Origin of the sequence: Streptomyces longhuiensis, from assembly GCF_020616555.1 — a bacterium.
GTDB lineage: Bacteria > Actinomycetota > Actinomycetes > Streptomycetales > Streptomycetaceae > Streptomyces > Streptomyces longhuiensis.
This window is the reverse complement of sequence record NZ_CP085173.1, coordinates 8,832,016-8,844,233: the sequence shown is the minus strand read 5'-3', so window position 1 is coordinate 8,844,233 and position 12,218 is coordinate 8,832,016. Positions and strand designations below refer to the sequence as shown.

Genomic DNA, 12,218 nt, shown 5'->3' with positions numbered 1-12,218 from the left:
AGCACTTCGAGTCACAGCCCGGAGACCCAGAGATCCAGAGGCTCATAGGCGGATGATCACGACGGCCGTGTCGTCGGAGTTGCCGCCGCGCGGGATCAGTTCGGCCAGCACGGTGTCGGCGAGGCGTTCCGCGTCCGCCGACGCATTGCGCGTAAGACAGTCGGCAAGGCGGGTCAGGCCCGTGTCGATGTCCTCGCGGCGCCGCTCGACCAGGCCGTCGGTGTAGAGGACGAGCGCGGCCCCGTCCTCGAAGGCGGTCTCGGCCTCCGGTCTGGAGACGTGTTCGGGGCGGGCGCCGAGCGGCGGGTCGGTCGCCCGGTCCAGGAACTCCACGGTGCCATCGGTGTGCAGCAGCGCGGGCGGAAGGTGGCCCGCGCTGCTGTAGGCGAGGGTGCGGCGGTCGTAGTCGACGACCACCAGCGCGGCGGTGGTGGACTCGGCACCGTCGACCGAGCGGGCGTAGAGGCCGAGTGCGTCGAGCGCGGCCGCGGGGCCGTCGGCCACGAGCACGGCGGCGCTCAGGGCGCTGCGGAGCTGGCCCATGACGCCGGCCGCGTGCAGTCCGTGGCCGACCACGTCACCCACGGCCACCGCGAGCCGGTTGCCGGGCAGCTCGGCCAGGTCGTACCAGTCGCCGCACACGTTCAGGGCGCCCACGGCCGGCCGGTAGCGCACGGCAGCCCTGCCACCACCGACGCGTTCCGGCACCGGCAGCATGGCGGCCTGGAGAGTCAGCGCCACCTCGCGTTCCCGGGCGTGGGCCTGGCGCAGCCGCTGGTTGACCTCCTGGAGTTCCCTGGCGCGCGTGTACAGCTCCGCCTCCAGCACCTTGGCCCGGTCACCGTCCCGACCGCCCTTGGCGCGGATCAGCTCGGTGACCTCCTCCACCCGGTGCAGCAGCAGTACGACGCTGCCGTCGGGGCCGAAGACGGGGGCGTTGACCGGGCTCCAGTAGCGCTCCTGCCACTGGCCGGACCGGTCGGGGTACTCGACGTCGTACCGCTGGAGCGCCATGGTGTCGCGTTCCCCGGTGGCCACCACCCTGCGCAGCGACGCCTCCAGGTTGCGCATGCCGGTCGCGCCCTCGTCGTTGGGGTTGTCGGGGAACACGTCGAACAGGTAGCGGCCGACGAGCTGTTCACGGGTGCGCCCCGACATCTGGCAGAACGCCTCGTTGGCGTCCGCGTACACGAGGTCGGGTCTGAGGAGTGCGACCGAGCCGGGCAGCGCCTGGAACACCTGCTCGTAGTCGATTCCGGAATCCCTCACGACGCGTCCCGCCTCCTTGCGTGTGCCGCGCGTGCGGCGAACGGTGCCGGGCACCCCGCGGTCGAACGACCACAGGGTGTCCCAGCGGCGGGGGCCGGAGCTCCGATTACGTCATCGGCGGCGTGTCCTGTGGCGGGGCCGCCCACGCCACCGTCAGTGGTGCCAGGCGTGGCCGCCCGTGTTGTGGATGAAGCGCTGCAGCACCTTGAGGGTGGTCAGATACTCCTCGTCCGAGACACCCGCGTGCCGCTCGGCCCACAACTCCCGCTGAAGCAGGGCTACTTCGTCGAAGAAGTCCTTGCCCGCCGCCGTGAGCGACAGCCGCCCCTCGGCGTCCTCGGTGAGCCGGCCGTGGGCGATCGTCGCGTCGATCTCCTCCGCCAGGACGACATCGCCCACGTCGAGGTAGCCGCTGAGGGTGTCGGACACCTCGGCCCGGGTCTTGACGCGGTCGGCCCGTGCGACCTGCGCGAGGACCCACCACTGCGGCTGGGTGGTGCCCTTCTCCGCGAGCGCGCCGCGGGTGCGCGTGACGACGGCCTTGTAGGCGGCCCAGGCCCAGTAGCCGATGGGCTGCTCGATCAGTTCCGCGTCGCTGTGCGAGTACTCCATGGCTGATTCGCTCCGTCCGGTGCGCACGATCCTTCGGTGCGTCCGAGCCTAGAAACTGAACCGCGGTTGAGGTCCAGAGCTCGCGGCGGAGAAGACCGCGGCGATTTCGGATCGCGCGTGGTGGCCGTGCCCTGTCACCCTGCTGTCATGAGTGATGCGGAACTGCTGCTCCTGGGCGGACGGGCCGGCGTCGGCAAGACGACCGTGGGCTGGGAGGTGTCGGCCCTCCTGCGCGCCATGGAGGTGTCTCACGCCGTGATCGAGGGCGACTTCATGGGGCAGGTGCATCCGGCGCCGGAGGGCGACCCGCACCGGGCCGGGATCACCGAGGACAATCTGACGGCCGTGTGGGGCAACTTCGCCCGGCGCGGCTACCGCCGCCTCATCTACACGAACACGGTGAGCGTGCTGCCCGAGGCGGCGGGCATGTTCGAGCGCGCGATGGGTGCGGGCGTCCGGATCGTACGGGTCCTGCTCACCGCGTCCGACGCCACCGCCGCCGAGCGCCTGACCGCCCGGGAGCTCGGCTCGGAGCTGGAGACGGAGATGCGGGGCAGCGCCCGCAAGGCACGGCTCCTGGACGAGCGGGCCCCCGAGGACACCGTGCGGGTGGCGACCGACGGGCGGACGGTCGCCGACATCGCCCGCGAGGTGGCGGCCGCGACCGGCTGGACCGAGCGGCCGCCTGTCCCCGGGTGGACCTAGCTGAAGGACCCCGCGACCGGGGAGACCTGGCTCGCGGTGCCCGAGCGGGCCAGCCAGCGGCCCTCGTGGCGTGACACCTCGATGGGACGGCCGAAGCAGGCCGTCATCCCGGCGGACGTGAGCACCTCGTCGGCCCGGCCTCCCGCGAGAACGCGGCCGTCGCGCAGGAGCAGCGCGTGGCCGATCGCCGGCGACAGCTCCTCCAGGTGGTGGGTGACGGTGATGGTAGCCAACTCGCGGCGCCCCTCGGCGAGTTGACGCATCGTGTCGATGAGGTCCTCGCGCGAGGGCAGGTCGAGCGCGTTGAAGGGCTCGTCGAGCAGGAGCAGGGACGGGTCCGCCATGAGCGCGCGGGCGATGAGGATGCGGGCCCGCTGCCCACCGGAGCAGACGCCGTACGGCCGGTCGGCGAGCTCCTTGATGTCGAGCTCGGCCAGGAGCCTGTGCGCGCGCTCGCGCACGTCGGCGTCGCACTTGCGCCACAGCGGCTGCACGGTGCCGGTGTGCCCGGTCAGGACGACGGTGTGCCCGGTGAGGTCCTGCGGCACGCGCTGCGCGCTCGACACCAGGCCGATGTGCGCGCGCAGTTCGCGTACGTCGACCTTGCCGAGGCGGTGGCCGAGGACCTCGACGGTGCCGGTGGTGGGGTGCATGAGGGCGCCGATGAGGCGGAGCACGCTGGTCTTGCCGGCGCCGTTGGCGCCGAGCAGGGCCCAGTGTTCGCCGGAGCGCACCGTCCAGTTGATGTCGTCGAGGATGACCTGGCCCGTCGTGAACCTGCGCACGCAGGCCCCGTCGAGGGCGGCGACGATCCGTCCGTTGCTCACTGACGCCTCCTGTCGAATGGACCGGCACAGGTTAGCTGCACACGGCATTCAAACGCGGAGATGTCCAGTTCGTGGACCCCGCGGGGTCGCTACGGGCGCTTGACGGCGGCGAGTGGGGCTTCCGCGTCGCCCTCCGCGGACAGGTGCGGCATGATGCGGTCGAGCCAGCGCGGGGTCCACCACGCGGACCGGTCGAGGAGCGTCATCACCGCGGGCACCAGCAGCAGCCGTACGACGGTGGCGTCGATGAGCACGCTCGCCGCGAGGCCGAGGCCGAGCATCTTCACCACGATGTTGTCGCTGATGATGAACGCCGCGAAGACGCTGACCATGATGAGCGCCGCGCAGGTGATGACGCGGGCGGTGATCTCCAGGGCGTGCGCCACGCTGGCCTTCGGGTCGCCCGTGCGCAGCCATGCCTCGTGGATCCGGGACAGCAGGAAGATCTCGTAGTCCATGCTGAGGCCGAACACGATGGCGAACATCATCATCGGCACGTAGCTCTCGATCGGGACCGTGCCCGACACCCCGAGGGCGGGACCGCCCCAGCCCCACTGGAAGACGGCCACCACCACGCCGTACGAGGCGGCGATGGACAGGACGTTGAGCACCGCCGCCTTGACCGCGACCAGCAGGCCGCGGAACACGACGAGGATGACCAGGAAGGCGAGGCCCACCACCACCGCGATGATCAGCGGGAGCCTGCTGGAGACGATTTCGAGGAAGTCGACCTGGGCGGCGGTCGTGCCGGTGATGTAGGGGTGCGCGTCCGTGCCCGAGACCGCCTTCGGCAGGGCGTCGTCGTGCAGATGGTTGACGAGATCGTTGGTCCGCTGGTCCTGCGGGGAGGCGACGGAGTAGGCGGTGGCGATCAGGACGTCGCCGTCCGAGGTGGGCTTGAGCGGGGTGACGGTGGCGGCGTCGGGCACGTCGGTGAGGGCCTTCTGCGCCTGGCTCGCCAGGGCGGAGCGGTCGGACTGCGGGACCGACGTCTGGTCGATCACGATCGTCAGCGGACCGTTCGAACCCGGGCCGAAGGCCGACGACATCAGGTCGAAGGCGCGCCGGTCCGTGAAGGACGTGGGATCGGCGCCGTCACCGATGTGCCCGAGCTGGATGAACGGGAGCGGGAACGCGAGGACGAGCAGGGCGATGACCCCGGCGGCCAGGTACGTCCACGGCCTGCGCTCCACACGCTGCGCGTAGCGGTGCCAGCCTCCGACGGCCTCCTCGCCGGCTTCCGCGTTCACCTCGGCGACGGGCTTGCGCACATGGATCCGGTCGATACGGCGGCCGATCAGGCCGAGGATCGCCGGTACGAGGGTGATCGCCCCGGCCACGGCGGTGACGACGGTGACCGCCGCGGCGAGGCCGAGCTTGCCGATGAAGCTGATGCCGGAGACCCACAGACCGGAGAGCGCGATGATCACGGTGCAGCCGGAGAGCAGGACGGCGTGTCCGCTGGTGGACGTGGCGAAACCCGCGGCGGCCACCGGATCCTGGCCGTTCATCAGGTTCTGCCGGTGCCGGGTGACGAGGAAGAGCGCGTAGTCGATCCCGACGCCGATACCGATCATCGTGGCCAGGGTCGGGGAGACGGTGGCGAACGTGGACGCGGCCGCGAGGAGGCCGAGCAGGGCGATCCCGCACACGGCGCAGATCAGCGCGGTGACCAGCGGCAGCACGGCGGCGATCAGGCTGCCGAAGCCGATCAGCAGGACGACGATCGCCACGGCGAAGCCGATGACCTCGCTGGTTTGGTCATCAGGTTCGGGCCGGGCCAGCTCACCGAGCGGCCCGCCGTACTCCACATCGACGCCGGCCGCGCGCAACGGCTGCACGGCCGAGTCGACGCCGTGCAGGTAGTCGTCACCCAGCGTGGAGGGCTGCGCGTCGAACCGGACGGTGATGTACGCCGTCTTGCCGTCGGTGGACAGGGGGCCGACGTTCGTGGTCCCGCCGGGCTGCGCGGGCGGCGTCGTGCCGGGCTGCGGCAGCGGGTTCTGGACGGACAGGACGTGCGGCAGCCTTCCGAGGGACGTGACGGCGGAGGAGACCTGGCCGCTGAAGCCGGTGAGCGCCTTGGACCCGTCGTGCAGGACCACCTGAGCGCTGTAACCGCCCGCCGCCGGCTCGTGCTCCCTCAGCACGTCGAGGCCGTCCTGCGACTGGGTGCCGGGGAGCGAGAAGTCGTCGGAGTACTCGCCGCCGTAGGCGTGATGCAGTACCTGCAGACCGGCGAGGGCGGCCAGCCACAGCACGATGACGAACACGAAGTGCCGGGCGCACCACTCTCCGGTGCGGCGCAGGAGGCCTTTGGCCGGTGTCCGGGCGGGCGCGACCGCGGTGTTGTTCGTCGCCGGGGGGATCGACATGGGAGCACCACGCCCTCTCCGGGGGAAGGGCACCTGGGGCGTCCCATTCAAAGCCGGTCCGTTCGCACCGGCACGCCGGTGCGGGGGAACGGGTGACGGCCGGGGCGCCGGCCCCTTCTCGTAGGGTCGTCACCACCCGCTCACCCGAGGAGAAGCTCGTGACCATTGCCTTCAACGACGTACGGGCCGCGGCCGACCGCATCGCGGGGCACACACGCCCGCTGGTGGTGGCCCCGCTGGGCGACGGGGCGTTCGACGGTGCCTTCGGTGCGGCCGAAGGGTGGCTTGCGCTGGAGTTCATGCAGCACACCGGCTCGTTCAAGGCCCGTGGCGGCTTCAACTTCGTGCGCAGTCACCTCGAGGCGGGCCTGATGCCGGACGCGGGCGTCGTCATCGCTTCCGGGGGCAACGCCGGGCTCGCCTGCGCCTGGGCCGCGGCCCGGCACTCGGTCCGGGCCACCGTCTTCGTCCCCGAGACGGCGCCCGCGGTGAAGGTCGACAAACTCCGGCGGCTGGGCGCCACGGTCCGGCAGGTCGGCTCGGAGTACGCGGAGGCGCTGGCGGCCTCGCAGAAATACGCGGCCGACAGCGGCGCCCTGGAGTCCCACGCGTACGACCACCCGTTGATCGCGGCCGGTGCCGGCACGGTCATGGAGGAGCTCGTTCAGGCGCAGCCCGGCGTCGACACCGTCCTGGTCGCGGTGGGCGGCGGCGGACTGTTCACGGGCATCGCCGCGTCGGCGCGTGAGCACGGCGTGCGCGTCGTGGCCGTGGAGCCGGAGCACTGCTGCGCCCTGCACTCCGCGCTGGAGGCGGGCACGGTCGTCGATGTCCCGGTCGACTCCGTCGCGGCGGACTCCCTCGGCGCACGCCGCACCTCCGAGATGGCACTCGCATGGGCGGGCAAGAACCACGTACGGTCCGTTCTCGTGACCGACGAGGCGATCGTCTCCGCACGTCAGGCCCTGTGGGACGACCGGCGGCTCGCGGTGGAGCACGCGGCGGCCACGGCGCTCGCGGCGGTGACCTCAGGCGTCTACGCGCCCGCACCCGGCGAGCGGGTCGCCGTGATCCTGTGCGGCGCGAACACGGACCCCGACGACCTCGCGCGGGGCACACGCCTCCCGGCCTGACACATCCCCGCGGTCACGCACCCCGCGGGCGTTCCAGCGCGAACCGGGGCGATCGAACTTACGATGGGGTTCTCCGGCCGTTCCCGCGCGCACGTCCGCGGGGACCGGCGCCGGGGCGAGACGCCGATGAGTTCGGGGTGGAAGACGCATGGCACAGGCCGCAGGCCCAGCGCGCACCGTCATCCTGACCGTGGACGACGACCCGGGGGTCTCCCGCGCCGTCGCCCGTGACCTGCGGCGACGCTTCGGGGAGTCGTACCGCATCGTCCGCGCGGAGTCCGGGGAGTCCGCCCTGGACGCGCTGCGCGAGCTCAAGCTGCGCGGCGACCTGGTGGCGGTGATCCTGGCCGACTACCGGATGCCGGAGATGAACGGCATCGAGTTCCTCGAGCTGGCCATCGACATCTATCCGGGCGCGCGCCGGGTCCTGCTGACCGCGTACGCGGACACGAGCGCCGCCATCGACGCGATCAACGTCGTCGACCTCGACCACTACCTCCTCAAGCCGTGGGACCCGCCGGAGGAGAAGCTCTACCCCGTCGTGGAGGACCTGCTGGAGACGTGGCGGGCCAGCGACCGCAAGCCCGTGGCGACCACGAAGGTCGTCGGGCACCGGTGGTCGGCGCGGTCGTCGGACGTACGGGAGTTCCTCGCCCGCAACCAGGTGCCGTACCGGTGGTACTCGTCCGAGGATCCGGAAGCCCGCTGTCTGCTGGCCGCCGCCGGGCAGGACGGCTCGCGGCTCCCGCTCGTGATCACCCCGGACGGCACGGCGCTCGTCGAACCCGAGGACGCCGAGCTGGCCGCGCGGGTGGGCCTGGCGACGACGCCGACGGCCGACTTCTACGACCTGGTCGTCGTCGGCGGCGGCCCCGCGGGGCTCGGCGCCGCCGTCTACGGGGCGTCCGAGGGCCTGCGGACCGTGCTCGTGGAACGCTCGGCGACCGGCGGACAGGCGGGCCAGAGCTCGCGGATCGAGAACTACCTCGGCTTCCCGGACGGCGTGTCCGGGTCCCAGCTCACCGAACGCGCCCGGCGCCAGGCCATGCGGTTCGGCGCCGAGATCCTCACCGCACGTGAGGTGACGGGCCTGGAGGTGAACGGGCCCGCGCGCACCGTGCTGTTCTCCGACGGCTCCGCCGTCTCCGCGCACAGTGTGATCCTCGCGACCGGAGTGTCGTACCGCCAGCTCGACGCCCCCGGCCTCGCGGGACTCACGGGATGCGGGGTCTTCTACGGTTCCGCGCTGACCGAGGCGAGCGCCTGCCAGGGGCACGACGTGTACATCGTCGGCGGCGCGAACTCGGCGGGACAGGCCGCCATGTATCTGGCGAGGGGCGCCAAGTCCGTCACGCTCCTCGTACGGGGCCCGTCGCTGTCCGCCTCCATGTCGCACTACCTCGTCCAGCAGATCGAGGACGCGCCCAACGTCTCCGTACGCACCGGCACCGTCCTCGACGCCGCGCACGGATCCGATCATCTGGAGCAGCTGACCCTGCGCGACGTGGCGAGCGGGCACACCGAACTCGTGGATGCGCAGTGGCTGTTCGTGTTCATCGGGGCCGCGCCGCTGACCGGCTGGCTGGAGGGGACGGTGCTGCGGGACGGGCGGGGGTTCATCATGGCCGGTCCCGACCTCACCCCGGACGGACGGCCCCCCGCGGACTGGGACCTCGACCGGCCGCCGTACCACCTGGAGACCAATGTGCCCGGTGTGTTCGTGGCCGGGGACGCGCGCTCCGAGTCCGCCAAGCGCGTCGCCTCCGCCGTCGGAGAGGGAGCCATGGCCGTCATGCTCGTACACCGGTATCTGGAGCAGTCGTGAACGGGCGGCGGGTTCCGTGCAGCCGCCAGGAACTGGGCTCGCTGTTCCTGTTCGAGAAGCTCGACGCGGACCAGCTCGACCGGCTGTGCCGCGAGGGGCACGTGGAGGCCTTCGACGCCGGGCCCGTATACGCGGAGAGTGACCCGGCGACCTGCTTCTACGTGCTCCTTGAGGGCGAGCTCGTTCTGTCGCGCCGCGTCGGCGCCGACGACGTCGAGGTGAACCGGAGTTCCAGCCGCGGTGTGTACTCGGGCGCCTTCCAGTCCTATCTCGGCGATCGCGCCCCGCAGACGTACAACAGCTCGATGCGGGTCACGGAGCCTTCGCGGTTCTTCGTCCTGCCGGCCGACACCTTCGCGGCCGTCATGCGGGAGTGGTTCCCCATGGCCGTCCACCTGCTGGAAGGGCTCTTCTTCGGCGTCCAGAGCATCCAGCAGAGGATCGGGCAGCGGGAGCGGCTCCTCGCGCTCGGCTCGCTGTCGGCCGGGCTCACCCACGAGCTCAACAATCCGGCCGCCGCGGCGGCGCGGGCCACGTCGTCGCTGCGGGAGCGGGTCGCGGGCATGCGCCACAAACTGGGCGCGATCGCCGCGGGCCCGTACCGGCGGGCCACACTGGAGACGCTCATCGAACTCCAGGAGCGGACGGCCGAGCAGGTGTCCAAGGCTCCTGTACTGACCCCGCTGGAGACCTCCGACCGCGAGGACGCCCTCACGGACTGGCTGGACGACCACGGGATCACCGCCGGCTGGCAGCTGGCGCCGAACTTCGTCCAGGCCGGCCTCGATGCCGACTGGCTCGACCAGGTCGCCTCGGCCGTCGGCGAGGAGACCCTCGAAGGCGCCGTGCGGTGGCTGAACTACACGGTCGAGACCGAGCTCCTCATGAACGAGATCGAGGACTCCACCGCGCGGATCTCCCACCTCGTGGACGCGGCCAAGCAGTACTCCCAGATCGACCGGGCCCCTTCCCGGTTCGCCGACGTGCACGAGCTGCTCGACAGCACGCTGATGATGCTCTCCGGCAAGTTCGGCAACGGCATCAAGGTCGTCAAGGACTACGACCGCACCCTGCCCGAGGTCCCCGCCTACCCCGGAGAGCTCAACCAGGTGTGGACGAACCTCATCGACAACGCGGTGTCGGCGATGAACGGGGCGGGCGGCGAGGGCACGTTGACGGTGCGCACCGCCCTCGACCGTGACCATCTGCTCGTGGAGTTCCGCGACACCGGGCCGGGGATCCCCGCCGACATCCGTGGCCGCATCTTCGACCCGTTCTTCACCACCAAACCGGTGGGCGAGGGAACCGGGCTCGGCCTCGACATCTCGTGGCGCATCGTCGTCAACAAGCACCACGGCCAACTCGAAGTGCAGTCAGAGCCCGGAGACACCCGCTTCCAGGTACATCTCCCCCTCACGTCCACGAACTCCGACCCGGATCCCGCATCCGACCCCCCACAGGAGCCTTCATGAGCACCCTGAACGGCATCGATCCCTCGGTACCGCCGAGCGGCACCGGATGCTCCGAGTGCGACGCGGCCGGCGGCTGGTGGTTCCACCTGCGGCGCTGTGCGCAGTGCGGCCACATCGGCTGCTGCGACGACTCGATGGGCAAGCACGCGACGGATCACGCCAGGACCAGCGGCCACCCGGTGATCCAGAGCTTCGAGCCGGGCGAGAGCTGGTTCTGGGACTACAACACGTCCTCGCTCATCGAGACGGGCCCGGACCTCGCTCCCCCCGGCAGTCATCCCGAGACACAGTCGACCCCCGGCCCGGCGGGCCGAGTCCCCTCGAACTGGTCCGAGTTGCTGGGCTGACGGGTTCCCCCTCGACGCAGGAGCGCCGGATCAGGCCGGCCCCGGGGCCGTGAACGACACGTCCGCCGAGTGCGTGGTCGTGTCCGCGTCGCTGCCGAGCGCCCAGGCCGCGACCCTGGAGACGGCGGCGGCCGGGACCTCCTCGCTGATGCCGGGGGCCGCCGGGACGTTCTGGGTCGCGTGGGCGTCGTACGGCAGGACCACCCGATAGCCCCGCGCGAGAGCGGTGCGCGCCGTCGCCTGGACGCACATCTCGGACATCACACCGCAGACGACGAGCGCCTCGACCCCCGCGCCCACGAGCAGGTCGCCCAGCGCTGTCCCGTCGAAGCCGTCGTCCCGGGGCTTGCGGATCACGACCTCCGTCGGGCCCGGCTCGACCGGGTGGTGGAGTTGCCAGCCCGGCGTGTGCGGCTCGTCCTCCGCCCCGGGCGGCCCGTCGTTCTGGAGGTGCACGACGAGGGCCCCGCCGCTACGGGCCCGCGCGATCAGGTCCGTCGTCCGCTCCACAAGACGTACCGCATCGGGAACGGCCCCTTCGCCGGAGACGAACGCCGACTGGACGTCCACCACGATCAGGGCCTCTACGCGATTGATCATGCGGTCATCATGACCGTCGCAGCCGCGCGCCTCCACACGGTTTCGTACGCCCCCGGGTCCTGTGTTCCACTGACGTCGGATGCCGATCAGGCCTCTGACGTGGGCGTTGGAGCCGACGCCCCGTGATCGACAGCAGGGAGAGGTTCGATGACGACGACCGCGAAGCCGAGCGTGCAGCACGAGGACGAGCAGGTACGGGTGACCCGCTGGGACTTCGAGCCCGACACGCGTACCGGCCGCCACGTCCACGAGCACGACTACGTGGTCGTGCCCGTGGTGGACGGCCGGATCAGCGCGTTCGCCCCCGACGGCACGGTGACCGAGTCACAGCTGCGCGCGGGCGAGTCCTACGCGCGCCCGGCGGGCGGCGAGCACGACGTCGTCAACACGGGCGGCACGTGGCTGGCGTTCGTCGAGATCGAGCTCAAGGGAACGTCGAAAGCCGTGGCATAGCACTCCGTCGGCCACCTGACGGCGGTCACTTGACGAGGTACTTGCAGCCCGCGATCGACTTGCCGTCCTTGTTGTCCGCGACCTGCTTGCCGTCGACCTTGATGACGCAGGAGGCCGGTTCGAGCTGTCCGTCCGAGCCGGTCACCGAGCCGGGGACGACCGACACCAGGCTGCCGACCTTCAGTTCGGCGCCCTTGACGGTCAGTCGGGTCGTCTTCGTCCAGGGCAGGTTCACCTGCTCCGTCTTGCTGTCGCCTGCCGTCCACAAGACCTGCGTACTGCCCTGGCCCCGCACCTCGAAGGTCACTTCGCGGGTCACCTCCTGACCCCCGGCCGGCTTCGAGGCGGCGGGCGAGGGCGCCTTCGACGTGTCCTGCTTCGCCCCGGCGTCCTTGCCGTCTCCCCCGCCGCTGCCGCACCCGGCCAGCAGAGCGGCTGTCGCCGCGACCAGAGCAATACCGGTTACCGTCCTGCGCACGTTTCCTCCGTGATCCCCGTACAACTCAGCAATCAGGCCCGGGAACACCTCGCCCGGGCCGAACTGCTGAGCATAGTGGGGCGGCCGGGGCGGTCACCCGGAGCGTAGGCCGTCCTTCCGTA

12 protein-coding genes are annotated in these 12,218 nt (G+C 71.3%); 6 read left to right on the top strand and 6 right to left on the bottom strand.

Annotated features, from left to right (window positions below; all coding sequences use genetic code 11):
- Nucleotides 1–42: 42 nt before the first annotated feature.
- Together LGI35_RS40195 and LGI35_RS40190 are read right to left on the bottom strand one after the other, a co-directional pair.
- The gene (locus tag LGI35_RS40195; RefSeq protein ID WP_227299358.1) at nucleotides 43–1,269 is read right to left on the bottom strand and encodes a SpoIIE family protein phosphatase; all 1,227 of its coding nucleotides are present in this window, start codon (nucleotides 1,267–1,269) and stop codon (nucleotides 43–45) included.
- A 153-nt stretch (nucleotides 1,270–1,422) separates the two neighbouring features.
- Nucleotides 1,423–1,881: a MarR family transcriptional regulator gene (locus LGI35_RS40190; RefSeq protein WP_227299357.1), complete on the bottom strand. Its 459-nt coding sequence runs from the start codon at nucleotides 1,879–1,881 to the stop codon at nucleotides 1,423–1,425.
- A gap of 147 nt (nucleotides 1,882–2,028) precedes the next feature.
- Between LGI35_RS40190 and LGI35_RS40185 the strand changes: the two genes are divergently transcribed.
- Nucleotides 2,029–2,586: an AAA family ATPase gene (locus tag LGI35_RS40185; protein ID WP_227299356.1), complete on the top strand. Its 558-nt coding sequence runs from the start codon at nucleotides 2,029–2,031 to the stop codon at nucleotides 2,584–2,586.
- Here LGI35_RS40185 and LGI35_RS40180 read toward each other — a convergent pair.
- Both LGI35_RS40180 and LGI35_RS40175 read right to left on the bottom strand, forming a co-directional pair.
- Nucleotides 2,583–3,413 carry an ABC transporter ATP-binding protein gene (locus tag LGI35_RS40180; protein ID WP_227299355.1) on the bottom strand — a complete coding sequence of 277 codons (831 nt, stop codon included), beginning with the start codon at nucleotides 3,411–3,413 and terminating at the stop codon, nucleotides 2,583–2,585. The genes LGI35_RS40185 and LGI35_RS40180 overlap by 4 nt on opposite strands.
- A gap of 89 nt (nucleotides 3,414–3,502) precedes the next feature.
- On the bottom strand, nucleotides 3,503–5,788 hold the full coding sequence (locus tag LGI35_RS40175; RefSeq protein WP_227299354.1) for an MMPL family transporter: 2,286 nt from the start codon (nucleotides 5,786–5,788) through the stop codon (nucleotides 3,503–3,505).
- Between the two features lie 158 nt (nucleotides 5,789–5,946).
- Between LGI35_RS40175 and LGI35_RS40170 the strand changes: the two genes are divergently transcribed.
- From LGI35_RS40170 to LGI35_RS40155, 4 genes are all read left to right on the top strand, one after another.
- Nucleotides 5,947–6,921: a threonine/serine dehydratase gene (locus tag LGI35_RS40170; protein ID WP_227299353.1), complete on the top strand. Its 975-nt coding sequence runs from the start codon at nucleotides 5,947–5,949 to the stop codon at nucleotides 6,919–6,921.
- Nucleotides 6,922–7,069: 148 nt separating this feature from the next.
- Nucleotides 7,070–8,746: an NAD(P)/FAD-dependent oxidoreductase gene (locus LGI35_RS40165; protein ID WP_227299352.1), complete on the top strand. Its 1,677-nt coding sequence runs from the start codon at nucleotides 7,070–7,072 to the stop codon at nucleotides 8,744–8,746.
- Entirely contained in the window at nucleotides 8,743–10,218 is a 1,476-nt protein-coding gene (locus LGI35_RS40160; RefSeq protein WP_227299351.1) for an ATP-binding protein, read from the top strand. The genes LGI35_RS40165 and LGI35_RS40160 overlap by 4 nt, the downstream gene beginning before the upstream one ends.
- Nucleotides 10,215–10,565 (top strand): UBP-type zinc finger domain-containing protein, encoded by a 351-nt coding sequence (locus LGI35_RS40155; protein ID WP_227299350.1) that lies wholly within the window; start codon nucleotides 10,215–10,217, stop codon nucleotides 10,563–10,565. Before LGI35_RS40160 ends, LGI35_RS40155 begins: the two co-directional genes overlap by 4 nt.
- Nucleotides 10,566–10,595: 30 nt before the next feature.
- Here LGI35_RS40155 and LGI35_RS40150 read toward each other — a convergent pair whose 3' ends face one another.
- Nucleotides 10,596–11,165 carry an isochorismatase family protein gene (locus tag LGI35_RS40150; protein WP_227299349.1) on the bottom strand — a complete coding sequence of 190 codons (570 nt, stop codon included), beginning with the start codon at nucleotides 11,163–11,165 and terminating at the stop codon, nucleotides 10,596–10,598.
- A gap of 147 nt (nucleotides 11,166–11,312) precedes the next feature.
- Between LGI35_RS40150 and LGI35_RS40145 the strand changes: the two genes are divergently transcribed.
- The gene (locus LGI35_RS40145) at nucleotides 11,313–11,618 is read left to right on the top strand and encodes a cupin domain-containing protein (protein ID WP_227299348.1); all 306 of its coding nucleotides are present in this window, start codon (nucleotides 11,313–11,315) and stop codon (nucleotides 11,616–11,618) included.
- Between the two features lie 25 nt (nucleotides 11,619–11,643).
- Here the strand turns inward: LGI35_RS40145 and LGI35_RS40140 are convergent, their stop codons facing one another.
- Nucleotides 11,644–12,096, bottom strand: coding sequence for a hypothetical protein (locus LGI35_RS40140; RefSeq protein WP_227299347.1), 453 nt, complete (start codon nucleotides 12,094–12,096; stop codon nucleotides 11,644–11,646).
- Nucleotides 12,097–12,218: the final 122 nt, after the last annotated feature.

Bases quoted from the DNA above. Each gene is read 5' to 3' on its own strand.
- LGI35_RS40165 (WP_227299352.1), top strand. From the start codon at position 7,070: ATGGCACAGGCCGCAGGCCCAGCGCGCACCGTCATCCTGACCGTGGAC.
- LGI35_RS40190 (WP_227299357.1), bottom strand. From the start codon at position 1,881: ATGGAGTACTCGCACAGCGACGCGGAACTGATCGAGCAGCCCATCGGC.
- LGI35_RS40145 (WP_227299348.1), top strand. From the start codon at position 11,313: ATGACGACGACCGCGAAGCCGAGCGTGCAGCACGAGGACGAGCAGGTA.
- LGI35_RS40175 (WP_227299354.1), bottom strand. From the start codon at position 5,788: ATGTCGATCCCCCCGGCGACGAACAACACCGCGGTCGCGCCCGCCCGG.
- LGI35_RS40185 (WP_227299356.1), top strand. From the start codon at position 2,029: ATGAGTGATGCGGAACTGCTGCTCCTGGGCGGACGGGCCGGCGTCGGC.
- LGI35_RS40150 (WP_227299349.1), bottom strand. From the start codon at position 11,165: ATGATCAATCGCGTAGAGGCCCTGATCGTGGTGGACGTCCAGTCGGCG.
- LGI35_RS40155 (WP_227299350.1), top strand. From the start codon at position 10,215: ATGAGCACCCTGAACGGCATCGATCCCTCGGTACCGCCGAGCGGCACC.